15 protein-coding genes and 3 pseudogenes are annotated in these 23,245 nt (G+C 57.6%); 11 read left to right on the forward strand and 7 right to left on the reverse strand.

What is annotated here, in order from left to right; all coding sequences use genetic code 11:
- Window positions 1-4 precede the first annotated feature (4 nt).
- On the reverse strand, window positions 5-1,201 hold the full coding sequence (locus tag QF092_RS17690) for a ShlB/FhaC/HecB family hemolysin secretion/activation protein (RefSeq protein ID WP_281466029.1): 1,197 nt from the start codon (window positions 1,199-1,201) through the stop codon (window positions 5-7).
- A 174-nt stretch (window positions 1,202-1,375) separates the two neighbouring features.
- Between QF092_RS17690 and QF092_RS17695 the strand changes: the two genes are divergently transcribed.
- The 6 genes and pseudogenes from QF092_RS17695 to QF092_RS17720 all read left to right on the forward strand — a co-directional run bounded on the left by QF092_RS17695 (window position 1,376) and on the right by QF092_RS17720 (window position 10,353).
- Entirely contained in the window at window positions 1,376-2,104 is a 729-nt protein-coding gene (locus QF092_RS17695; RefSeq protein ID WP_281466031.1) for a DUF1194 domain-containing protein, read from the forward strand.
- A gap of 673 nt (window positions 2,105-2,777) precedes the next feature.
- Window positions 2,778-3,547, forward strand: a pseudogene (locus QF092_RS17700) (IS5 family transposase).
- Window positions 3,548-4,016: 469 nt separating this feature from the next.
- The gene (locus QF092_RS17705) at window positions 4,017-5,954 is read left to right on the forward strand and encodes an FkbM family methyltransferase (RefSeq protein ID WP_281466033.1); all 1,938 of its coding nucleotides are present in this window, start codon (window positions 4,017-4,019) and stop codon (window positions 5,952-5,954) included.
- A 136-nt stretch (window positions 5,955-6,090) separates the two neighbouring features.
- Window positions 6,091-6,860 (forward strand): annotated as a pseudogene (locus QF092_RS17710) (IS5 family transposase).
- 179 nt (window positions 6,861-7,039) lie between these two features.
- Window positions 7,040-9,949: a glycosyltransferase gene (locus tag QF092_RS17715; RefSeq protein ID WP_281466035.1), complete on the forward strand. Its 2,910-nt coding sequence runs from the start codon at window positions 7,040-7,042 to the stop codon at window positions 9,947-9,949.
- A gap of 17 nt (window positions 9,950-9,966) precedes the next feature.
- Window positions 9,967-10,353 (forward strand): hypothetical protein, encoded by a 387-nt coding sequence (locus QF092_RS17720; RefSeq protein ID WP_281466037.1) that lies wholly within the window; start codon window positions 9,967-9,969, stop codon window positions 10,351-10,353.
- 88 nt (window positions 10,354-10,441) lie between these two features.
- Here the strand turns inward: QF092_RS17720 and QF092_RS17725 are convergent.
- The 3 genes and pseudogenes from QF092_RS17725 to QF092_RS17735 all read right to left on the reverse strand — a co-directional run.
- Window positions 10,442-11,005, reverse strand: a pseudogene (locus tag QF092_RS17725) (DDE-type integrase/transposase/recombinase); the annotation flags it as partial.
- 225 nt (window positions 11,006-11,230) lie between these two features.
- On the reverse strand, window positions 11,231-11,827 hold the full coding sequence (locus tag QF092_RS17730) for a hypothetical protein (protein WP_281466039.1): 597 nt from the start codon (window positions 11,825-11,827) through the stop codon (window positions 11,231-11,233).
- A gap of 124 nt (window positions 11,828-11,951) precedes the next feature.
- Window positions 11,952-12,524 (reverse strand): hypothetical protein, encoded by a 573-nt coding sequence (locus QF092_RS17735; protein ID WP_281466042.1) that lies wholly within the window; start codon window positions 12,522-12,524, stop codon window positions 11,952-11,954.
- A gap of 293 nt (window positions 12,525-12,817) precedes the next feature.
- Between QF092_RS17735 and QF092_RS17740 the strand changes: the two genes are divergently transcribed.
- From QF092_RS17740 to QF092_RS17760, 5 genes are all read left to right on the forward strand, one after another.
- The gene (locus QF092_RS17740; protein ID WP_281466044.1) at window positions 12,818-13,735 is read left to right on the forward strand and encodes a LysR substrate-binding domain-containing protein; all 918 of its coding nucleotides are present in this window, start codon (window positions 12,818-12,820) and stop codon (window positions 13,733-13,735) included.
- A 110-nt stretch (window positions 13,736-13,845) separates the two neighbouring features.
- The gene (locus QF092_RS17745) at window positions 13,846-15,129 is read left to right on the forward strand and encodes a M24 family metallopeptidase (RefSeq protein ID WP_281466046.1); all 1,284 of its coding nucleotides are present in this window, start codon (window positions 13,846-13,848) and stop codon (window positions 15,127-15,129) included.
- Complete coding sequence (locus tag QF092_RS17750; RefSeq protein WP_281466048.1) at window positions 15,129-16,670, forward strand: trimethylamine methyltransferase family protein; 1,542 nt, start codon at window positions 15,129-15,131, stop codon at window positions 16,668-16,670. The genes QF092_RS17745 and QF092_RS17750 overlap by 1 nt, the downstream gene beginning before the upstream one ends.
- Window positions 16,663-18,702 (forward strand): oxidoreductase, encoded by a 2,040-nt coding sequence (locus QF092_RS17755; protein WP_281466050.1) that lies wholly within the window; start codon window positions 16,663-16,665, stop codon window positions 18,700-18,702. Before QF092_RS17750 ends, QF092_RS17755 begins: the two co-directional genes overlap by 8 nt.
- A gap of 157 nt (window positions 18,703-18,859) precedes the next feature.
- Entirely contained in the window at window positions 18,860-20,503 is a 1,644-nt protein-coding gene (locus tag QF092_RS17760; protein WP_281466052.1) for an ABC transporter substrate-binding protein, read from the forward strand.
- A gap of 282 nt (window positions 20,504-20,785) precedes the next feature.
- On the opposite strand, the gene QF092_RS17765 is transcribed toward QF092_RS17760, so the two are convergent.
- From QF092_RS17765 to QF092_RS17775, 3 genes are all read right to left on the reverse strand, one after another.
- Complete coding sequence (locus QF092_RS17765; RefSeq protein ID WP_281466054.1) at window positions 20,786-21,157, reverse strand: ribosome small subunit-dependent GTPase A; 372 nt, start codon at window positions 21,155-21,157, stop codon at window positions 20,786-20,788.
- A gap of 344 nt (window positions 21,158-21,501) precedes the next feature.
- A complete protein-coding gene (locus QF092_RS17770; RefSeq protein ID WP_281466056.1) occupies window positions 21,502-21,693 on the reverse strand; it encodes a hypothetical protein in 192 nt (63 codons plus the stop codon).
- Window positions 21,694-21,816: 123 nt separating this feature from the next.
- On the reverse strand, window positions 21,817-23,244 hold the full coding sequence (locus QF092_RS17775; RefSeq protein WP_281466058.1) for an MmgE/PrpD family protein: 1,428 nt from the start codon (window positions 23,242-23,244) through the stop codon (window positions 21,817-21,819).
- Between the last annotated feature and the right edge of the window lies 1 nt (window position 23,245).

Consider the following 23,245-nt stretch of genomic DNA (forward strand, 5'->3'; position numbering starts at 1 on the left):
CAACCTACATCTTTAGTCCGAAACGCAACCAGAACCGTGGGGTTGGATCTTGCCCGGCGAAGTCATTCAGGACCTTCGACACCGCAACCTCGCCGACCGTCCCGCCACGCAAGAACCTGACGCCAAGACTGATGCTGCTCCAGTCGTCGGTGAAGGCCGGCAGGACCGGATTGGCCAAGTTGTGGACAATTCCGCCGTCGAGCCCTGCGAAACCCTGAACCAGCGCCTGATCCGGATTATCTGACGTCGGGACGAAAAGGTAGCGCGCAGCCTCTAACCGTCCCGCGACGCAACGGTCGCCATTCACTACCGTCTGGTCGAATCCGCGGCTGAAGGCGTTCGTCGCATAGCCGCAGCGCTCGGAAAGTGGCAGGGAGGTATCGGCCCATTGCGCGGCCAGCCCTGCGTTGATGACCCAACGCGGCGAAACAGGAAGTGACATTTCTGCCCCTGCCGAAAACCGCAGGAACTCTGAAGATGCACCGGGCAGCGATGCGAAGGGATTTACCTGAACACCGGCAGGCAAGGTGCTTAGCCCGTGCGCCAAGCTGACCCCCATCCGCGTGCGGAAGCCGAACGGCACCCCGGTCTCTCGACGGAAGCTGGCCTGGATCACCTGCAGCTCCTCGTCCAGCACGCTCCTGCCCAAGGTGGTGCCCCGGGTATTACGAGATTTGAACTCAATCGTGGCGCGCAGTGTCTTGTCTTCGGCCGGCCGCCACGTCTGCCGCAAGCCCAGGGACAGGTTTGTGCTGGACAAGCGCAGATCGACGGCGCGGCTGACGGCACCGCCAGGCAACAGGTTGCCGTGGTCGCCACGCAGCATCCATTCCAGACCGCCACTTCCCAAAGGACTGACGTAGCCCAGCCCCAAGGCCAGAAGTTCGGCACCTCTGTCACCGCCTAGGCCACCGGGCACAAAGACCATGTCCAACTGGTCTCCGTCCGCAAAGAAATCGGGCAGAGCCAAGCTGGCCGACCAGATATCGCGGCCTACCGCAGAACTGCCATAAGTGTCGAAGGTCAAGAAGCTGGTGGTTGTATCCACCTCAGGCAAAAGCGACGTAGATCCCTGGTCAACGCCGACGGTAACCCCCTCACCCAGATCTCCAAAGAAGGTTTGCGCAATGCCGGGACCCGCCCGAACAACAAGCATCGTGGCAACAATGACAAGACGTAATGCGACCTTCACTGAAACCATCAGGCACCACTTCACGCAGGGGACTATTCAAGGCAAGTGTCACGTTTTTGGAAAATTATGTATCTGACAAATACTTTTGCAACATTGGCGCCATAGCCCTGATCCTGTGCTCGATATGCCACTCTTTCGTTTGCTGGAAGCAGGGGGTCGGGTCCGGTATTCCCCGGAGGCAACATGGTTTTCCGAATTCTTGGCCCTTTTCTGATAGCACTAACGCCACTTGTTACCCTGAAGGCGGAAGCCACTCCGGTTGATTGCGCTGACATCGCGGTTGTCTTCGCAATTGACGCGTCGGGCAGCATCACGAGTGCTGATTTCCGGCTGCAAACATCGGGGCATTATCTGGCATTATTTGATCCAGACGTACTGGCCGCACTTTCAACGGTGGGCACGGTCGATCTGGCGGCGGTGTTCTGGGGGGATTCAGCCTATTCCAGCCAGGTTGTCGACTGGGTGCGGGTCAACACCGCCGAGGACGCGCAACGCTTCGCCCACAGGTTGATGGCGACGCCCCGGATGGTTTCGGGTAACACCGACATCGGCACCGGCTTGACCATCGCGCTGGACCTTATCGAACGATCTGACCGCTGCGCCCACCGCGCGGTGATCGACTTGTCCGGCAACGGCCGTGCCACGCTTCTGGGCCGCATCTCCCGTGGCATACCGCTGGCCTTTGCGCGCCAGCGGGCCATGGACATGGGCGTGACGATCAATGCCCTTGCTATTACGACCGATGACGGGGGGCTGGCCGACTATTTCCGCCGCCACGTGATAACCGGCCATGATGCCTTCGTCATGGAGGCTGACAACCCGGACGCCTACTCCGAGGCTCTGGCCCGCAAGCTGGCGCGGGAACTTCTGTCGGCAGCGGATGCGCCTAAGGGTCGATCCGTCGGCGGCTGACTGGCCTGGTAGTGGCTTGCAGGGCCCGTTTCCGCGTCCGCCTAATCCTTGTTGGCCGGCCTTGATCCACAGTGCATGGTAGTCGATCAGCGTAGCCGACGTGGGGAGAGTGAGACCGCGATCGTCTTGGATCATCGCAAATACCAGCCCGAAAAGCGCGGTCAGCAGCGCGGGAACACGGCTGCCGCGGACCTGCGTACGCCAACGGTCGGGCCATGCGTCAGGCCACTGCTACAGACGGCTTGGCCCAGCCCGAGCACGCCCATGCTTTTCCACCGCTGGTAGCAGCCCCGCCGTCACAGCAAACATCATCTGCCCGGTGATCAGCAGCCCGACGCGAAGAAGCTCCGCACCAATGTCGAACACCGCTTGCGGCCGTGAACACCGCATCTGTTCAGTGCGCCAGAACCGTCTCTGCCGCGCCTGCAAACGTCGGCTTCGTGCCCATCGCCGACGTCGCCGTACAGAATTGTGCGAACAGCATGGACGACTAATCTTGAGATGGGCGTGTCGAAACTGACCCGTACCCAACCGTCAGGAGTTACCCGTAGGTTGTGGGAAGGTCTGTGCCTCCGTAACGACCGCTTCCAATTCTCTTAGGGTCATGACCCATTAATCGGGTTGAGGCCGGTCAGCCTGCGTGATTCAAGCTCCCGGACTGACGGGGGTAATGATGAGCAACCTTTTCTGGCTGACTGAAGAGCAAATGGATCGGCTGAAACCCTTCTTTCCGAAGAGCCATGGCAAGCCGCGGGTCGATGGCCAGAGGGTACTGAGTGGCAAAATCTTCCTCAATCGTAATGGCTTGCGGTGGTGCGTTGCCCGGCGCGAGTATGGGCCGCCAAAGACGCTCTACAATCGTTGGAAGCGGTGGGGCGACATGGGGGTTTTCGCCGAGATGATGGAGGGACTGGCTTCCGTGGGCGCCGAGCAGAAGACCATCATGATCGATGCGACGTATCTCAAGGCGCACCGCACGGCTTCGAGCCTGCGGAGGAAAAAGGGGGGCTAGGCGATCGGCGCGGGCGTCTGATTGGCAGAACGAAGGGCGGACTGAACACCAAGTTGCATGCCGTCACCGACGCAAAAGGACGTCCCCTGTAGTTCTTCATGACCACAGGGCATGTCAGCGACTATACCGGAGCTGCGGCCCTGTTGGGCAGTCTGCCTGCTGCCGAATGCATGATCGCGGACCGGGGTTACGACGCCGACTGGTTCCGAGATGCGTTGAAAGACAAGGGGTTACGCCCCTGCATCCCCGGCCGGAAGTCGCGCGGCAAAGCTGTCCGCTATGACAAGCGGCGCTATCGCCGCCGCAACCGCATCGAGATCATGTTCGGTCGGCTGAAAGACTGGCGAAGGGTCGCAACACGCTATGACAGATGCGCCAAGACCTTCCTATCCGCCGCAGCCCTCGCAGCAACCGTCATGTTCTCGCTTTGAAGATCAATGAGTCTGGAGCCCAGGTCGGCCCCAATTTTCTTCCCCGGCCTTCGTACTCGCATACCTTCGCCCTCAACCTCTCAAGTCATCTTTGATTTCCCCGCGCTCTTGCCGCTGAAAGATGTTCGCGAGGGCCTGCACAGATTTTCATTGGGGCTACCGGAGTTAATTCAGCGCGCGATCCTTCATCCCCAGAATTGCAAGTGAAACCGCCCCGCCTGCCCGACAAAAAAAGCAAACTGACTTTTCCTCAATTCATGGGCAGACGTTCGCAAAGCCAATGAGCCAGACGCGCAGCATGCATTCAGATCGGTTGACGGAAAGCGTAACCTATTGTAGCAACATTCCAATGCTGACAGGAGTGTCTTGGGCCTTTGCAGATCATCTATGCAAGCGGACTCAGAGGGCCACAATAACCGCTCAGAGTTTAATAAGTGTGAATATGTTTAAATAGGGGTAGTTGAGCAACATGGCAGCGATAGCTTCTGGAAACCTAATTTCCCCTCAGGTACGAGCCGAGTTTTACTTCGGAACCTACGCAAACTTTGATCTTGAAAGTTACACTCGACTACTCGACGGCGCCCCTTGCAAAAAATATCAAATTGATAGGGAAATGCTTTATACTTATCGGCGCTACGCTGCGCAGACCGGATTGGGTGGGTCTTACCGGCAGGATATGGACAGATTTTTAGAGCTTAATAGTGCGATCAATCTTCCGGTATTAGTGCTCTTTGGTGATCGGCAGCCTAACCTTGAAGTGCCAGTTTTTACTAAAACAAGGCGAGTCGGAACTCGAAATGGAATTCTATTACGTTTAAACAGGGCGCGTCACTGGAACTTCATCAATGCATTGCGCGAAGATCAGCCTTGGCAAGAAAAACTTCCGCAGGTTATATGGAGAGGTGCGCCGACTGGATACGACCGAGAAGATTCAAATCCTCGATTGCGCTTGGTGGAAAAATTTTTCGATGAATTGAACGTCGGATTCTCAGTTGGGGAGGCCCAGGGTCTTAAGTTTGATCCTTCATTTGTTAAGGGTAAAGTCACCATTTCGGAACAACTCCGTCACAAGTATATCATAAGTGTTGAAGGGAACGATGTCGCAACGAACCTTAAATGGATTCTTGCATCCAACAGTATTCCGATCATGCCCAAACCAACAATTGATAGCTGGCTGATGGAATCACTGCTAGAGCCATATGTTCACTATGTTCCAGTAAACAGAGACTTCTCCAATCTTCCAGAGGTTTTGGACTGGTGTCGAGACCATGATGAAGATTGTCGTCAAATCTCTGAGAACGGGAGAAATTACATGCAGCACTTTGATGAGGCTGCTGACTTGGAGATTGAAAAGAGAATTTTCGCAATGTTCCGTGAATTAACTGACGGGAGAGCGACAATGGTGGCCCGCGAAGCGAAGCAGACAGAACGAATTATTGCTCTTGAAGCTGGCTTGAAATCAGAGCCGGATCGCATTGATGCCTATGGTGATCCCTATTATCTAAAAGAGTTGGTTCGGCAGTTAATTTCCGAGAATCGCTGGGAAGATGCGATAAAAATGATCCCAGTCTGTGAAAAATCGGGACCTAAAGGATGGTATCATATCCTGTTTGCTCGCGGCCTTGATCTAGCTGGTAAAAATGACGAGGCGCTACGTCATTGGAGGGCGTTTGCAGCCGACCGGCCAAGACACGTTGAAGCTAACCTGCGCCTGCGCAACCTGCGGGGGCTTGAGAAAATACCCAGCCCATTCCGAGAAATTCTCTCAAAAGTGCCACAGTTTCCGGTGGAGACAGTATTCGATGTGGGTGCTAATACTGGACAATCCTGCATTCCTTACCATAAAGCTTTTCAAACTGCGCGCATTCATGCCTTCGAACCACTTCCGGAACGCTTCGGTTTGCTCTGCGAGCGAATTCGAGAGGAGGCTCGGCCAGCTTCTGGAGCGGTCATCCCGCATAACATCGCATTAAGCGATCGTGTGGGCTCTATGAGATTTTCGAAAATGGGCCACTCAACGGAAAATCAAGCCGTAAATCAAGCAGTCGATCCAAGCCGCAGTGGAGAGGCTCAGGAGGTGCAAGCAGACACGCTTGAAGGGTTTTGCAAGAAAAACGGTATTGCAAAAATCGATGTTCTGAAGATTGATACCGGAGGCCACGATCTTGCAGTCTTGCGCGGCGGCGCAGCAATGCTTTCGGAAGTTGGCTTTATCCAGTGTGAAGCCAGTGCTAACCTTTACAATAAGTTTCACAATTCTTATGTGGAAATATTTGAGTACCTATCAGCTCGCAACTTTTTTCTATTCGATATTCACGGTTTAACCTACGAGCCGTCCAATGACGGCTATCCAGTGCTGCGTCGATTTTATCCAATTTTTGTAAATGGAAGGCTTGTTGACCTTTGAAGGTTTTTGGAGAGTTTGTCTGCGGTCAGTATTCATTGAGTTCGCCTCTGTGGCTTGGTCTAGGGTCATGACCCATTAATCGGGTTGAGGCCGGTCAGCCTGCGTGATTCAAGCTCCCGGACTGACGGGGGTAATGATGAGCAACCTTTTCTGGCTGACTGAAGAGCAAATGGATCGGCTGAAACCCTTCTTTCCGAAGAGCCATGGCAAGCCGCGGGTCGATGGCCAGAGGGTACTGAGTGGCAAAATCTTCCTCAATCGTAATGGCTTGCGGTGGTGCGTTGCCCGGCGCGAGTATGGGCCGCCAAAGACGCTCTACAATCGTTGGAAGCGGTGGGGCGACATGGGGGTTTTCGCCGAGATGATGGAGGGACTGGCTTCCGAGGGCGCCGAGCAGAAGACCATCATGATCGATGCGACGTATCTCAAGGCGCACCGCACGGCTTCGAGCCTGCGGACGAAAAAGGGGGGCCAGGCGATCAGCGCGGGCGTCTGATTGGCAGAACGAAGGGCGGACTGAACACCAAGTTGCATGCCGTCACCGACGCAAAAGGACGTCCCCTGTAGTTCTTCATGACCGCAGGGCATGTCAGCGACTATACCGGAGCTGCGGCCCTGTTGGGCAGTCTGCCTGCTGCCGAATGTATGATCGCGGACCGGGGTTGCGACGCCGACGGGTTCCGAGATGCGTTGAAAGACAAGGGGTTACGCCCCTGCATCCCCGGCCGGAAGTCGCGCGGCAAAGCTGTCCGCTATGACAAGCGGCGCTATCGCCGCCGCAACCGCATCGAGATCATGTTCGGTCGGCTGAAAGACTGGCGAAGGGTCGCAACACGCTATGACAGATGCGCCAAGACCTTCCTATCCACCGCAGCCCTCGCAGCAACCGTCATGTTCTGGCTTTGAAGATCCATGAGTCTGGAGCCTAAAGATCTGCTTCATGCAAAATTGTCGTCTGGTATCAGTTCTCCCGTCATGTTGCGACCTCCTTCCTCGGTGTCGTTCGCTTCGGATTTCACACAGCCAAAATACTTTGCTGAAAAATCGTCCAGAAAGACTATAGCTCGAACGCAACTTAAAGGAGAATGCGACGGGTCAAAAAAAACTTGCAAAGAAAGCGTTTCTGCGCCACCTATTTTTTCTTAGATGTTTGTCGTGTGGCGAGTGGTCCGATCATGGATGCAGTTAATGAGTTCTTTGTTAAGAATGTGTATTATCAGAGGATGGCGAGGGTCCAGCCAGAGAGTGCAGCGAGGCATTACATTGAGCATGGCAGAGCACTTAATCTCAAACCGCATCCCTTTTTTGCAGATATAAGTGTCGATGCCGGGGGCCATGCAGATGAGAAAGATCTGGCACTTCTGCTAAATAAGACATCAGTACTTTTTGATCCCGAATTTTGCTCGAGCCGAGCTGGAGTTCCAGTTTCTGACGCCCTTGCTTTTGCAAGTGAGCGAATAGCAAATAATGAGTGGGTGGACTTTCACCCACTCTTTACTGAAATTGACTATAGGTTGTCTCGGGTCCAATCCCTTGCCGTTTGGGTCGACATGCTGCACGACGCAAGCTATTCTTTTGTCGGGGATTTCTTTTGTCACTTCATGCCAAAATACTATCGAGAAACTGCCTCTATTATTAAGCATGAAAACGAAATTCTTGACTACTTGCTTGAGGGGGAGAGGTCCGGGGGTTTGCCTCATGTGTTCAACGTGCCATGGTTCACTGCGCAGTTCCGAGACGAATCTAGGCAGTCACAGAAGCGCCGACTATACTGGTTAAATATGCTGGCAGACTTTGGTCAATATGGGCCTTATTGCAGCCCATTTTTTGATCCACTCAAATTTAATCATGAATTTTCTTTGCGTAGTGCAGAGCGCGTGAAAAACCTCCATCCGCTTGCTAAGTTTATTATGCAAGTCGGTGATATTGTGGCTCCTCACCCGGAGGTTGTGCCCTCTGCGCTGGTCTACTCTTTCTTGGATCGCAGTATTGATCATTGCGCGTCGAGCAATGTTTCCGGTCGAGACGTGATTGATGCGCTTCATGTGGCGATGACAGGCAGTACGCCTGTTTGTAGTAATCCCAGTCTTTCAATTTGTATACTCAACTACAATAAGCCAACGCACACTGCACTGTCTGCTATAGCCGCAGCGCGCAATGCTCCAGAGAATACAGAGATCCTGGTACTTGATAACGGAAGCGGACCAAAGGACTATGAGTTGCTCTGCTTGCTGACGAGGAAATATCGAAACATATCCATAATAAGATCTCCTAAAAACCTGTTCTTCGGGGAGGGAAACAATATTCTTGTTGATCGCTCTAGGGGTGATAAAGTTCTCTTCCTAAACAACGATGCCTATGTAGGCCCGACAACTATACGATCACTAGTGGATCACCTCGACCGACAGCCAGGCGCAGTCGCAGTGGGTTGTACATTTCTTTTTCCGGATCTGCGCGTGCAGGAGGCTGGTGGGATAATCTCTGACTGTGGGCAACAGATACAGTTACACAAGTATAGCTCCTTCGAGTTGCAGCGCAAATTTGCTTCCGGAGGCTCAGCTCAATCAACGCAGTATATATCGTCGGCATGTTTCTGTGTTCGCCGCAGCGTATTGGACGATGTGGGTGGATACGACAGCGTTTTTGAGCCGTTGTATTTTGAAGATGCAGATCTTTGTAAACGTATAGTAAGTTCGGGCGGCAGGATCGATTATCTTCCAGGAGAGTATGTTATTCATTTTGAGAATGCCAGCACTCGCGAATTCTTGGGTGACGACTTCTTGCCTCAAATCAGCCGAAATCGAGAGAAGTTTCGACATCGGTGGCTCTATCGGGCGCCAGATTATCGTCCGCGCGACATGTTTAGGCAAGTTGGGCGTGCTCGTGACGCAAGCCGCCCCCTTGCAGTGATCTATACGCCATATAATATCGGCATAGGAGGCGGCGAGCGTTATACGCTGGCCGTTGCTGTAGCTCTTGCTGAAAGCTACAACGTCATCGTCGCCACTTCTACACCATGCAGCCGCACTCGTCTTTGTTTTGCTCTTTCGGATCTTGGACTTGATCTTTCTGATGACATGATAATCGACGTTGCTCAGATTGAAGAACTGCGTGCTCAAGAATGTGACTTGATGATTGCAGTTGGAAATCAAGCAATTCCTCCGATAGTTATGTTTGGAAAGCGCAATATTTACCACTGTCAGTTTCCATTTCCGGGTCACCATGAGGATCGCTGGCAAGCAAACCGACTCAAAAATGTCGATGCAGTTATCGTAAACAGTGAATTTACTAAATCTCATCTCAGCCGTTGTTATGAAGGTTTGAATTGTGATGTTCCGATATATGTCACGTACGCGCCGGTTAGGACTACAAGCATAGTTCGGCGCGAAACCCCAGAGGCGCAGCTTTTGTCTCTTATCAATATTGGCAGATTTGATCCTGATGGTCACGCGAAGCGTCAGGATATCGCCATCACTGTTCTAAGGGAGGCTCTGCGGACATCTTCTGATATTCATTTGAACCTCGTTGGTGGGCTTCATGCTGATCAGAGACGTTTTGACTATTTTAATCGCCTTGTTTCCAGTTCAGAAGACCTGGCGTTGCCTGTTAAGTTCAGCGTTAATGCATCACGCGGAGATCTTGAGGCTTTGCTGGCGAGTTCTGATGTTTATTTTCACGCTTGTGGTTTTGGAGGTGATCTCATAGGGGCTCCGGAGCGCCAAGAGCATTTTGGTATTGCGGTCGTTGAAGGGATGATGTGGGGTCTTATTCCAGTTGTTTTTGATGGAGGTGGTCCAGCAGAAATTGTTCGCCGGTGTGGTATTGGGTTCTGTTACCGTAGCATCGATGAGGCAGTTGAAGCGGTCTTGGCAGTTTCTCGTATGTCTCCACAAGAGCGTGCTTCCCTCGGGGCAAGGGTCAGTGCCTTCGCGAGACAATTTTCAGACGAGGAGTTTTTCAAGAGATTGAGGGAAATTGTGGGTTTTGTAGGGTAAAGATCTTGGGGGCGACGTTGAAAAAATATATTGATTTTGATCGGTCGGCGGGGATTTACGAAGACCTGTGGCTTGACCGTACGGCGCTTATTTCACTATTCACTCCGTCCGATCAGAATCTGGAGATTAAAATCTGGGTTCCTGATAGGAATATTGGAGCGAGAGTTGGGCCTACTAGTGGACTCGTTAAGTATTTAGTTTATGGTCGCGCCGAGCAGGAGCATGCGCAAGAAGGTTCCATCGTCTCGATTTTAGTTCCGCCGCGGACGCTAGCTGCTGACGCAACAGTATGGATTGGGACTTCTTTTTGGCAACTCCTCTATGATTTGGGCGTAGATCGCCTAGCTCGGCGTGTATCAGTTCGCATTCATGCCATAGAAGCCGTTGATATATCGGTCGAATAGGGTTTGCCCCTGTTTGCTGTATGTCGACTGATATGACGCATAACTGGGGGCTAATCTTCGCCGTTTTAGCGGGGCGCGACCGTGGAACTCACGTGGCCATTTTCAGCTTCATGGCGGATGTAACACCGCCGATGCCCATGTTGGGGCGTCCGTTGTTGTCGGTCCACATCCATTCGGTGGCGATCTGCTGCACCTCCCCGATCGTTTCATAGATGTAGAGGTCCAGCCATTCGTGCCGGACCGTTCGGTTGAATCGCTCGACATAGGCGTTCTTTTGCGGCTTGCCGAGCAGGATTTAGGTCAGGGCCATGCCCTGTTTCTCGGCCCAGTTCCTCAGTGTTGCACTGACGGATTCCGGGCCATTGTCGGCTCTGATCGTCAGAGGCCCGCCGCGCCATTGGATGATCTGGTTCAGGGATCGAACGACCTGCTTGGCAGGCATCGAGAAATCAACCTCGATGCCGGGCCTTCACGGTTGAAGTGTCCTGTACATTCAGCAGCCGGAATTACCGTCATCTGCCGGCCGGTCAGCCATGAAATCCATCGACCAGACCAGATTCGGGGCATCCGGCACGGCCAGTTCCTCGGACTTCTCTCGCTAGAGACGTCGCCGAGGCTTGATGCGCAGGTTCAACTCCAGCTCGCAGTAGATCCCGTTTTGCGCTACGATTGTTCCACTGGATCAATCTCTTATCGCTTCAACTCCGGAAGATCTCCACAACCGACGTTCCGTCTTCGCCCAGCTTGATATTGAACGCCTTTTGCGCGTCCGAAGATTTGTTCGCCTTTATCCGATTTCGCTCCTCGTCCAGCCAGGAAAGCGTAGCGGAAAACTCCAGCTTCAAACGGTCCAGTTTGCTGGGGTGAGATCAGGTCTTCAGTCGATTTGATGAAGAAGTTTCACAATGCTGTTCAAGTCGTCGAAGGCAAGTGATTCAGGTTTCAAATCGAAAACTGCAAGCCGACCTCTCAATAGAGTTGGCTTGCAAAGAGCTTCAACAGAGTGATATCGTGGACGATCGGCGTAGTCATCAAACAAAATGCGCGTTTTTTTTTGTATTTTGTTTGCTACAGCTAGAAAACAGCCAACGCGAAAGCGACCGTCTATTAAGATGACATCTGGGTGTTGAAAGTCAGGCCGCGTCCACACAGAAAACGGGTAATCAATAAAAGCTCGCCACTTTGCATCGTTGATTGGGTATCCCCATTCCTTTGTCGGTCCAATGTCAACGTGATGAAGATGAACTGTACCTTTGGGTGGACTGAATGAGAACCACTCTTTCATCATTCCAACCCAACTCGCATCGCTTTCAACAGAGAAGACTGTGGTGCCTGGGGACTGAGCGGCTTCTATAGTGGAACCTCCGGATCCATATTCGAGGATGGTTCGCGCCTTTGAATATTCTTCTCTTACTAGTGAAGCTGCCGGTTCGGGAAGTGTAAGTTGTGGGCGTTTGGGAATTTCGCTGCGCATGGTGAAGACCAACCCGTTTACTGTTTACCCACATAAGGATGCACATTCTAAGCCGTGGTGCAATGACTGGCGTGTTCCGGCAGGTTAAGTGCTGTGCGAATTTTGAGGAAGTAGTTGAGAGCAGTTATCTTGTGGTCTTGGCTATGGAAGTCGGAACATAAGCTTGGACTTCAGGCGTCTCTGAAGAGTCCTGGGGCAACAACCCCGGCATTAAGTTGCCCGCCAGCCTCGCCGGAAAGCTGAGCCTTAAGGGCGCGCGCTGGGTGTTCGATTTCAACGCCCGCAGCGCCAACAGCTCCGCCGTGACCTTTCGCGCTTTACGGTCGCTGACGCCAAGAAGGTCGGGCAGTGAGCCGCGTGCGACCTCGCCCGACATCAGCGCTTCGCGCATGACGATATCTGCGCCCTTGGACAGCGTGCCCTTGGCCATCTCGGCTTTGCACCAGGTCATGATCCGGTCGCGCAGGCGTTGCGGTTGCATCAGGGTTTCCATGAAGCGGACCTGGTTGATGCAGGCCTCCAGGACGAAGGTCTTGAATTCGGCCAAGCGCTGTTCGGAGAGGTTGCCTCGGCCGTCAGCGCCGCCGTGGCGCGGCTCGTCGGCGGCCATAAGACGCTGTTTGTATTCGGCATCTCGGCGGGCAAGGCCTCGTGCAGCGGACCAGAGGCCATCGGAGGCGACGGTGTCGCGCACCATAGCCTTTATTGTCCCTCGAAGCCGAAACAGTCGGCAAAGGGAGGGGCGAAAACAAGCCTTGCGCCAGCGACAGAACCAGTCGCGAACCCTTGGGCCGCTTATCCGCACTCGCTATCTTGCAAATGCGAAGAGCTGACGTCGTCGACCAACGTCACGATCCCGGTGATCCGCCCCGCCGCTTGCTCCAACTCCGCCAGCAGGTTGGCGGCTTCCGCAGTCTTGGGCGCAACATGGGCGCGTTGCGGCGAAGCAAAGCTGTTGCACGCGCCTCCGCCACGCGTCTATCTCTCGCTATGCCCAGACGATTGCCCCCCCTGAACGCCATCCGCGCCTTCGAGGCCAGCGCCCGCCATGGCGGATTTGTCACGGCGGCGCAGGAACTGGGCGTGACAGCGGCAGCCGTCAGTCTGCAAATCCGCAAGCTTGAGGATTTCTATGAAGCCGCACTGTTCCACCGCCTGCCAAGCGGCGTGGAATTGACCGAAATCGGCGCGGCCATCTTCGCCGATTGCACTGCGGCGCTCGCGACGTTGGAATCCACCACCGATCACGTCGAGGCGCGCGAAGCACGTTCGCGAATCGTGATAAGCTGCATCAACTCGCTGGCCCACCGCTGGCTCGCGCAGCATCTGGCCGAAATATCGGCCCGCATTCCCGAAACATGGATCGAATTCCGCGCCGAGCCGGACCCGGTGGATTTCGAGGATCGCAGCGTCGATCTGCGCATCACTTATGGCGACCACCTTTATCCGCATCACGATTCACGGCCCTTGTTCGTCGATCGCCTGACTCCGATCTGTTCGCCCGACTATGCGCATCGCTTCGGACTGGCCAATCTGATGCCCGAAACGCTTCCCGATGAATGCCTGATCCAAACATGGTGGAGCCCAAGCTTCTGGGCATATCCAACTTGGTCGGACTGGTTCGCCCATATCGGCCTGTCGCGCCAGCCCCGAGCCGGGGTCGGTCCTGCGGTGAATATGCCAGCTTTGGCCGTCGATATGGCGCTGGCAGGGATGGGGGTCGCGTTGGGTCAGATGTCACTCGCCTCGCAGCCGATACGGGAAGGGCGTCTGATCACCCCCTTCGCCGGACGCCTGCCGATGCCCAGCGCCTATTGCATCGTCATGCCCCGATCGGCGCGCCGGAAGAAGCGTCTTGCAGTTTTGGTCGCGGCTCTGCGCGATGTGGCGGCGCGCCTTGAAGCCTAAGCGGAGTGGGCCACAGTTTTTCTGATCCTGAGGCAGTTTTTCTGTCGTTGAGGCCAAGCATGGCCATTCCTACCCTGCGGCAAGATCGGGTGGGATCAGGGGAGGGCCGCATGGACGATCATCTGCCACAGACAGGCGACGTGATCCCGGAACTGAGTGATGGGCTAAAGCGGTCTTTCTTCAACATCGACGCCTTCGGCCGCCCGCTGAAATCGCCGATCCCGCAATCCACTTTGGACCGTGCAAGGGCCTATCGGTTGCAGCGGATGCGGGATCAGGTGGTGGCCCATGATTGCGCCGCGATCCTGATGTATTCGCCGATCAACATTCGCTACGCGTTCGATTACACCAACATGCAGATATGGTCTTCGCGCGAGGCGACGCGCTACGCGCTGTTGTTCGGCGAGGGCCCGGCGATCATGCATGAATACAAGGGCGCCGAACATATGGTGAAGAACGGCGCGGGGGTGGATATGGTCATCCCCGCGACGACTTGGCTCTACATGATCTCTGACAGCGAGGTGGGTGCAAGGGCCGCGCGTTGGGCCGCCGAGATTGCCGACCTGATCCGCCAACACGGCGGTGGCAACCGCCGCATCGCGGCAGACAAGCTTGATCCGCTGGGTCTGCGCGCACTGGAGGCGCTGGGGATCGAAGTGATCGACGGGCAGGAACTGGCCGAAAAGGCCCGTAGCGTGAAATCGCCCGACGAGATCGAGTTGATGAAATGGACGATACGCGTCGCGGAAAGCGGGATGTGGCGGATGTATGCGGCATCCGTTCCCGGCGCGACCGAAAACGAGATTTGGGCCGAACTGCACCATGAGAACATCCGCTCAGGCGGCGAGTGGTTCGAGGCGCGGTTGCTCTCGTCCGGTCCACGCACCAATCCGTGGTATCAGGAAGCATCGGATCGTGTGATCGCGGAAGGCGAGATGATCAGCTTTGACACCGACATGATCGGTCCCTACGGCTATTGCGCCGATCTCAGCCGGTCTTGGACTTGCGGTCATGTGCCGATGACTCCGGTGCAGCGGGGGCTGTACCGCTTGGCGTTAGACCAGATTCAGCAGAACACAGAGATTCTGCGCGCCGATATGAGCTTTGCCGAATTCAACGAGAAAAGTTGGAAAATCCCTGAGGTGAACCAGCCATACCGCTATTCGCTGGCGATCCATGGTGTCGGGCTGGTGGATGAATGGCCTGTGGTGCCGTTGCATGTGGATGTGGATGGCAGTTTCGGCACGCGCGAAGGGCGCTTCCACGAAAACATGGTCGTCTGTGTGGAAAGCCTGATCGCGGCACCGGGAACCGAAAGCATCAAGCTGGAGACGCAGGTGCTGATTACCGCGGATGGGCCGGAACGGTTGGACAGTTTCCCATGGGAGATGTGATGGAAAGCCCACGTCGTCGCGGGCGCGAGGCACAATCCGCAGCCCGAAGCGCCGCTGCCCGTCTGCCGCAGGCCGAATGGGGCAGCCCGCGCCATGCCACCGCCCCTTTGGCGCTGGTCGATGACGGGGCGCTGGAGCGGATCCATCACGCCTCGCTGAGCATTCTGGAAGAAATCGGGATGGATTTCCTGTCGCCACAGGCCCGTGCCATCGCCGTGGCCGCTGGAGCCAAGCCGGGACCGGAACCGGAACGGCTTCGCTTTGACCGCGGGCTGGTGATGGACCTTGTCGCCAAGGCTCCTGCCAGTTTCACCCTTCGCGGTGGCCGCCCCGGGCGTGATCTTGCCATCGGGCGAGGGTTCACCCATTGGGCCTGCGTTTCTTCCGCCCCGCAGGTGAATGATTTGGACGGTGGCCGCCGTCCCGGCACGCAAGAGGATTTCCGCCGCTTTCTCCGTTTGGGCCACAGCCTTAACGTCATCAGTTTCTTCGGCGGCTATCCGGTCGAACCGCAGGACCTGCCAGCCGCCACCCGCCACCTCGATTGCATCGCCGATTTCCTGACGATGACTGACAAGGTCTTTCATCCCTACTGCCTTGGCGCGACGCGCATCCGCGATGCCCTGCACCTGATCCGGCTGGCACGAGGTCTCACCGAGGACGATCTGCACCAAGGCCCGCAATGCTATACCGTCGTCAATTCCTCGTCTCCGCTGCGCTATGATGCACCGATGCTTGACGGTTTGATCGAAATGGCGCGCGCCAACCAATGCGTCTGCTTTACTCCGTTCACACTTGCCGGAGCGATGGCGCCGATAACGCTTGCCGGCGCAATTGCGCAGCAGAATGCCGAAACACTCGCGGGTATCGTCTTTGCTCAGATGGTGCGTCCGGGCGCGCCGGTGATCTATGGGGCCTATACCTCCAATGTCGATATGCGAACAGGCGCGCCCGCTATGGGCACACCAGAGTATTTCAAGGCCGCACTGATTTCCGGTCAGCTCGCCCGGTTCTACGGCCTGCCCTACCGATCCTCCGGCGGAAATGCGTCCAACGCGCCGGATGCCCAGTCGATCTACGAGACGACTTTTGCCCTCTGGGGGGCAAAGCTTGGTCAGGCGGATATCGTGATGCATGCCGCCGGATGGCTGGAAGGAGGCCTCTCGGCCAGCCCGGAAAAGTTAATTATCGACGCCGAAATCCTGCAAGGGATCAATGCCGCGCTGTCACCCGTCGTCGTGGATGACGCCACGCTGGGTCTGGACGCGATCCGCGAAGTGGGGCCGGGCGGGCACTTCTTCGGCGCGGCGCATACGATGGACCGCTATACCAGCGCCTTCTACGTGCCGCTTCTGTCAGACTGGTCAAACTTCGGGGCATGGACCGCTGCCGGTTCGCGCGAGGCGCTGGCGCGGGCTCATGAAACCATGACAGCGTTGATTGCCGACTATGTGCCACCCCCGCTCGACCCTGCACGCGCCGAGGCTGTGGCCGATTTCGTCGCCCAGCGAAAGGCCGAAGGAGGCGCTTTGGATGCCTGAAGTCCGCGCTGGGCTGCGGCCATTGTTCCAGCCGCTGGCCTTGCGCGGGCGGGTCCTCAAGAACCGCATCGCAAGCACCGCACATGCCCCGGGCTATGCCGAAAACGGCCTGCCCGGCCCCCGCTATCAGGCCTATCATGAAGCCAAGGCCCGGGGCGGCATCGGGCTTACAATGTTCGGCGGGTCTTCCATCGTGTCGGGGGATGTCACGTCGATCTATGGGCAAATCGACGTATCGACCGACCGTGTCATCCCTTATTTTCAGGCCTTTGCCGCCCGCATCCATGCCCATGGCACGGCGCTGATGTGCCAGATTAGCCATATGGGGCGTCGCACCGCATGGGATGCAGGCGACTGGATCGCCCCCATCGCACCGTCCGCAATCCGCGACCCCGCCCACCACGCCATGCCCCGCGCGATGGAGGAAGAGGATATCGCCCGCGTGATCGCCGATTACATCGCCGCCGCGCGGCGCTGTGCCGAAGGCGGGCTAGATGGCTGCGAGGTGTTTGTCACTTCGCATCTGCCCGGTCAGTTCCTATCACCAGCCGCGAACCACCGGCAGGATCAGTGGGGCGGAACGCTGGAAAACCGCATGCGGTTCCTCATGGAAATCCTGCGCGGCATCCGCCTTGAGGTGCCGCAGGATTTCATCCTGTCCCTGCGCCTGAGCCCCGATGAAAGCAGCGAAGGCGGCCCCGATGCCGCGGAATGCCTTGCCGTGGCCCGCGCCGCCCGCGACGAAGGCTTGATTGATCTGGTAAACCTGATCGGGCCTGGAGGGGCCACCAATGCCTCCATCGCGCAGGTTATCCCCGGAATGGCCCTGCCGCTTGCGCCTTGGATGCGGATGGCCAAGGCTTTTCGCGACGGGATCGCGATGCCGGTGCTGCATGCTACGCGGGTCACAGATCTGGGCACAGCGGCGCATGCGGTGGAAAGCGGGGCGGTCGATCTGATCGGCCTGACGCGCGGGCATATCGCGGACCCTGCCATCGTGCAGAAGGCGCTGGCGGGACAGGAAGACCGCATCCGCCCCTGTGTCGGCGCCGCCTATTGCATCGACCGGGTCTATGCCGGGAAGGATGCCGTCTGTCTGCACAATGCCGCGACGGGGCGTGAGACATGGCTGCCCCATGCGATCGTCCCAGCCCCGCAGCGCCTGAAGGCCGTGGTCGCAGGTGGTGGCCCAGCGGGGATGGAGGCCGCGCGCGTACTGGCCCTGCGCGGGCATGACGTTGTGCTGATTGAGGCATCGGGGCGGCTGGGCGGGCAAGTCCGGCTTGCCGAAAGGGCGGGATGGCGGCGCGATATCGGCGGCGTGGCGGATTGGCTTGCGGCCGAGATCGGGCATCTTGGCGTGCGGGTGCAGTTCGACACATGGGCCGACAAGGAAAATGTGCTGGCCGAAACCCCTGACATCGTCATCGATGCAACCGGTGGACTCCCGAAATCGCTTCAGATTCCCGGTGCCGATTTGATCCTGTCCACTTGGGATGCGTTGACCACCCTGCCCGAGGCGGGTCGCGCCATTCTTATCCATGACGAGGTGGGTGGCCATCAGGCTGTCTCGCTGGCCGAGGAACTTGTCCGCCGCGGTTGCACCGTGGAAATCTGCACACCGGACCGGCTTGTCGGACGCGATCTGGGCGGGTCATCTTATCCAATCTACCTTGGCAACCTTGCCCGCGCAGGCGTGCGCCTGACCCCAGTCACCGCCATCAGTGCTGTTTTGCGAAAGGGCAACCGCTTGACCGCAAGACTTGCCCACGAATATGGCGGCCCGGGTGACGAGCGCGAGGTCGACATCGTCATCGCCGAACTGGGCACGGAACCCTTTCCCGCGCTATTCGATGCGATCAAACCCCTTTCCATGAACCAAGGCGTCACCGATCTGGCGGCGACCCTCTCCGCCACCGCCCAGCCAGCCACAACGCCCGGTCTTAGGCTCTATCGCGTGGGAGATGCCTTAGCTGGGCGCGATATCCATGCCGCCCTTCTCGATTCCCTACGCCTTTGCAAGGACCTCTGATCCTCTACGCCGGGGCCGGGGTCACTTTTACTTGCCCTGAATCAGGATTTGTGCGGTTGCAGCATGGGTTTTCCTGACCCCACCCTGAAACTGGAAGAGCCAAAATGCCGCCATCTTCGCAACAGATGCGCCGCGCGCATCCTTCAGGGAGTTGCCAATGTCCGACACCATGCTCACCGAGCGATCCATCCACCCCCTTGCCGAGGGCACAGCGCGGGATTTCCGCGAAGGTCGCCTAAACCGGCGCGAATTCTTTGCCACCATGGCAGCGTGGGGCGTCAGCGCCGCTGGAGCCTGTGCACTTGGCGGCCTGCCGACACCTGTCGCGGCGCAGGAAACGCCAGTTAAGGGCGGGACGCTGCGTGTCGCAATGCTGGTCAAGGCCTTCCGCGACCCGCGCCTGTTCGAATGGACGGAACCCGCAAACATCGCCGCCTGCTGCAACGAATATCTCGTGCGCTGGGACAGCGACTTCACGTTCCAGCCCCAATTGCTGCAAAGCTGGGAGGCAAGCGATGACGCCAAGACCTACACATTCAACATCCGCCAAGGCGTGACATGGTCCAATGGCGATCCATTCACCGCCGATGATGTGATCTTCAACCTTACTCGCTGGGCCGACAGTTCCGTCGAAGGGAATTCCTTTGTCGCCCGCCTCGCTGCACTGATGGATGCCGATGGCAAGGCCTTGCTTCCCAATGCCATCGAAAAGGTGGATGACCACACCATCCGCCTGAATCTGCGCCAACCTGACATCGCGCTAATTGCCAATCTCTCCGACTATCCCGCCGTGATCCTTCACCCCAGCTATGACGGCAGCGACGATCCGATGAAGGCGCTGGCCATCGGCACCGGGCCGTTTGAACTGGTCGCCTTCGAAACCGGCGTCCGGGCCGAGGTGAAGCGCCGCGAAAGCGCATGGTGGGGGGGGGAGGTCCATCTCGATGGCGTGGTCTGGACGGATTACGGCACGGATTCCACCGCGATGATCGCGGCTTTCTCAGCCGGCGAAGTGGATGCGAACTACCAGACAACGCCCGATTTCCTTGATCTGATGGAGGGGGCGGGCACGGTGAATGAAGGCATTGCCACGGCACAGACCTTGGTCGTGCGCCTGAATCAGAAGAACGCGCCCTATGACGATGTGCGCGTCCGCCGCGCACTTCTTCTCGCGGTCGACAATCAGAAGGTCCTTGAACTCGGCTATGGCAATGCGGGTCTTGTTGCGGCCAATCACCATGTCGGCCCGATGCACGAAGATTTTGCCGATATCGGCCCCGCCGTCCCCGACCCGTCACAGGCCGCAGCCTTAATGGCCGAGGCGGGGCAGACCGAACACGAGTTCGATCTTATCAGTCAGGAAGAGGAATGGCAGGCCGCCTCTTGTGACGCCATCGCCGAGCAGATGCGCACCGCCGGATTGAAGGTAAAGCGCACCATGCTGCCCGGCGCGACCTTCTGGAACGATTGGGACAAGTATCCCTTCTCGGCCTCGGAATGGGCTGGCCGTCCGCTTGGCGTGCAGGTCTACATGCTGGCCTACAAATCCGGCGGCCCATGGAGCGAGACAGCTTTCTCGAACGCCGAATTCGACACTCTGCTGGATCAGGCAACCTCCATAGCTGATGCCGGGAAACGGTCTGAGGTAATGGCAAAACTCCAGCAGATCATGGTCGACCAAGGGGTGATCCTGCAGCCTTACTGGCGGTCGGTCTACCGGTCATATCTGCCAAAGGTGAAGGGCTACGGCGCGCATCAATCCTTCCGGCAGTTCATGGATCGGGTCTGGATCGAGGCGTGACCGAAGACTGACCGTTTGCTCCCAGTACCTGGCCCGCTGCGCGTTCAGCGGGCCGTTCTTTTTTGGGCGACGACCAGCCTCTGGTGAGAATGATCCGTTTCTATCGCAACGGGAACAGCTGCGATACCTAGACGTTCCGGGCGATTGTTCTGGCAACGAATGCCCCTTCCGCCAGAGCATCAAGTGGAATGCTGTTTCCGAAAAACGGCTTTGGGGATGAACAAATGTTTCCCGTTCGCGGTGACTGCGATGAAGACCGTTTTCCGCCCGTTGCTTCAGGGCCTATCGGCGTCGGTCTGATTTCGCTTGGATTGCGCTCTGCACCAACTTGCCGAAGGTACGATCCTTTTCGCAGCGTTCCACGAGGCTGGCGGAGTTGAAGGCGTTCTCGGCCTGGAGTTTGTGCCAGCGGTCGAGCCGCGCAGGGGCGAGGCTGTCGTTTCCGAAGGCGGACCGGACAGCGCAGCCGGGCTCTGTCTCGTGTCGGCAATCGGTGAAGCGGCAGCGGGCGGCCAGCGCGACCATGCTGGCGCGGTCGGTGATGGAGCCGACGGAAATCTCGTCGAGGAACCATACATGGACCTCCTCGCGGGACTTGGCGCGAAGAGGCGTCTCAAGAACGGGCTGCACCGCTTGCGCGCGGTGGGTTTCCATCGGGCCGGCAGGGGAAGCACTTGCTCCGTATGGTGGGAAACAGTCGTGTGGCCCTTCCGTCCTGCGCATGGCGTCGGGGTGAAGGAGGTCGCCGACATGGGCTGAAGGCCAAGGGAGCCGACCTTCGGCGCCTTGGCCTTGTTCGCCTTGGCGATGGGGGTGACTTCCCGCATTCGGTGAAGAAGGCGGCCGAGCGGGCAGGGCCTGCACAAGTCCGATCTTCTGGCCAGTTTCGGGGTGCTACCCGATTCAGCGCCATGACAGCAGATCGTCGACCTTGGTGGTCTTGTCGTCTGGGATGCGGATGAGCGTGTCGGCGCGTGGGGGCGGCTGACGTGCTGGGGTCAGGCGGCGACGGGAGTGGCGGTCAGGCGGTGCGCCGGTTCTGCGGCCTTCACGACGGGGGAAAGCAGGAGGGCCGAGAGTGCCGCGTCGCGTTCGGTGTCGGTCAAAGCGCCAAGCTCGATCTGATGAGAAAGGGCCGAGGCGCGAGCGCGGAAGGCAAGGATGTCGGCAATCTGGCGGAGAATGTTCATATTGGAAACCCGTGCAGAACCCTGTCGGTGGGACAAGGTTCTGTTAGGCTTCGCCGCATTTTTCTGCAAGTGCGAAGGCTGCATAGCTGCAATGCAGCGCGCGCTTCGCTTGGCAGGGGAAGATCAGGGCAGCAGCGATACCATCCGCGTGCCATCCTCGTCCTTCGTGATGGACCAGATCGCTTCGATCAGCCGATCCTGACCTGCCCCGTCGATCACGCCATCGCAGCAGGAGCGGAGCTTTGCCTCCACCTCGGCATCGGTCATCGGGTTGTCGGGGCCGCCGCGATAGCGTTCGTCGGCCCATCCGGACACTTCGGTCCCGTTCTTGCGGCGGATGGTTATGCGCGAACGCACCTTGTCAAAGCCCATCGCCTCGATTGCGGGGTCAAACTCGGTCCGGACACGGCGCTGCATGGCCTGCATGGCGTCGGAGCCTACGAATTCGTCCGAGAATTCGCGTTTGCCCGCCTGCCGGACCAGCGCGATCATGGACACTTCGGCGGGCAGCGAGAATTTCGCCTCCAGATGGTTGGAAGCGATGGGATAGCGGATCGGCTTCAGGATGTTGGTCCCGGCATGGATGATGATCTGGTCGATCTCTTCGGGTTTCACATCTGCCTCGGTCACAAGGCGCAGCATCAGGTCCATCGTCGGATGGGTCAGGATACCGCAGGGATAGGGTTTGATCGACACGCCGGGATTGGTGATTGACCATGTCTTGCCAAAGCCCTGCGCCATCTTTTCGGCGCTGACCCCGCCGCCCATGACGGCGAGGAAGCCCCAAGGACCATCCAAGGCCGCCGGATCGGCCCCGAAGCCCCGCTTGGCCAAGAGGGCCGCGGTGACGCCGTTCTCGCTGGCCCTGCCGACATGCAGGGGTTTTGTCATTGTCCCGAAGTTGCAGCGGATACCTGCGGCAAGGCTTGCCGCGATGCCGAACCCTTGCCGCAGTTCCGCGCCCCGCAGGCCAAGCAACCATGCCGCCGCCGCGAAAGAGCCAAAGGTGCCGACGGTGCCGGAAGAGTGCTTTCCACTGAGGTAATGCTGGGGCAGCATCCATTCCGAAATCTTGCTTTCCACCTCGACCCCGGTTTGGAAGGCCGTCATCACCTTGCGGCCATCGACGCCCCCCATCATCTGGCCGATGCAGAGTGCTGCGGTGAGCGGTGGGATGGTGGGATGGGTCAGAAGGCCATAGACATGGGCCGGATCAACCGACACCTGCGTGTCGTCCCAATCATGCGCATGGCCTGCAGTGCCAAGGACGCGCGCCGCGATGCCGACCGGAACCTTCATGCCCGCGCCGCCCAAGAGGCGGGCATCGGCACGCCCGCCCATCTCGCGCGCATCCTCGATCAGGATATGGACGGAATGTTCCTCGCTGCCTGCCGCATAAAGACCTGCGGCATCCAGCATGCAGCGCCGCCCGATATGCAGGGCGTCATCGGGGATACTTTCAAAGGCCACAGACTCGATGAACCGCGCCGCATCTTCGGTGATCGTCATCCCTTCGGGAATGCGGGCGAAATCGTTATTTGTGACGGCCATT

Source organism: Fuscovulum ytuae (assembly GCF_029953595.1).
Taxonomy (GTDB): Bacteria; Pseudomonadota; Alphaproteobacteria; order Rhodobacterales; family Rhodobacteraceae; genus Paragemmobacter; species Paragemmobacter ytuae.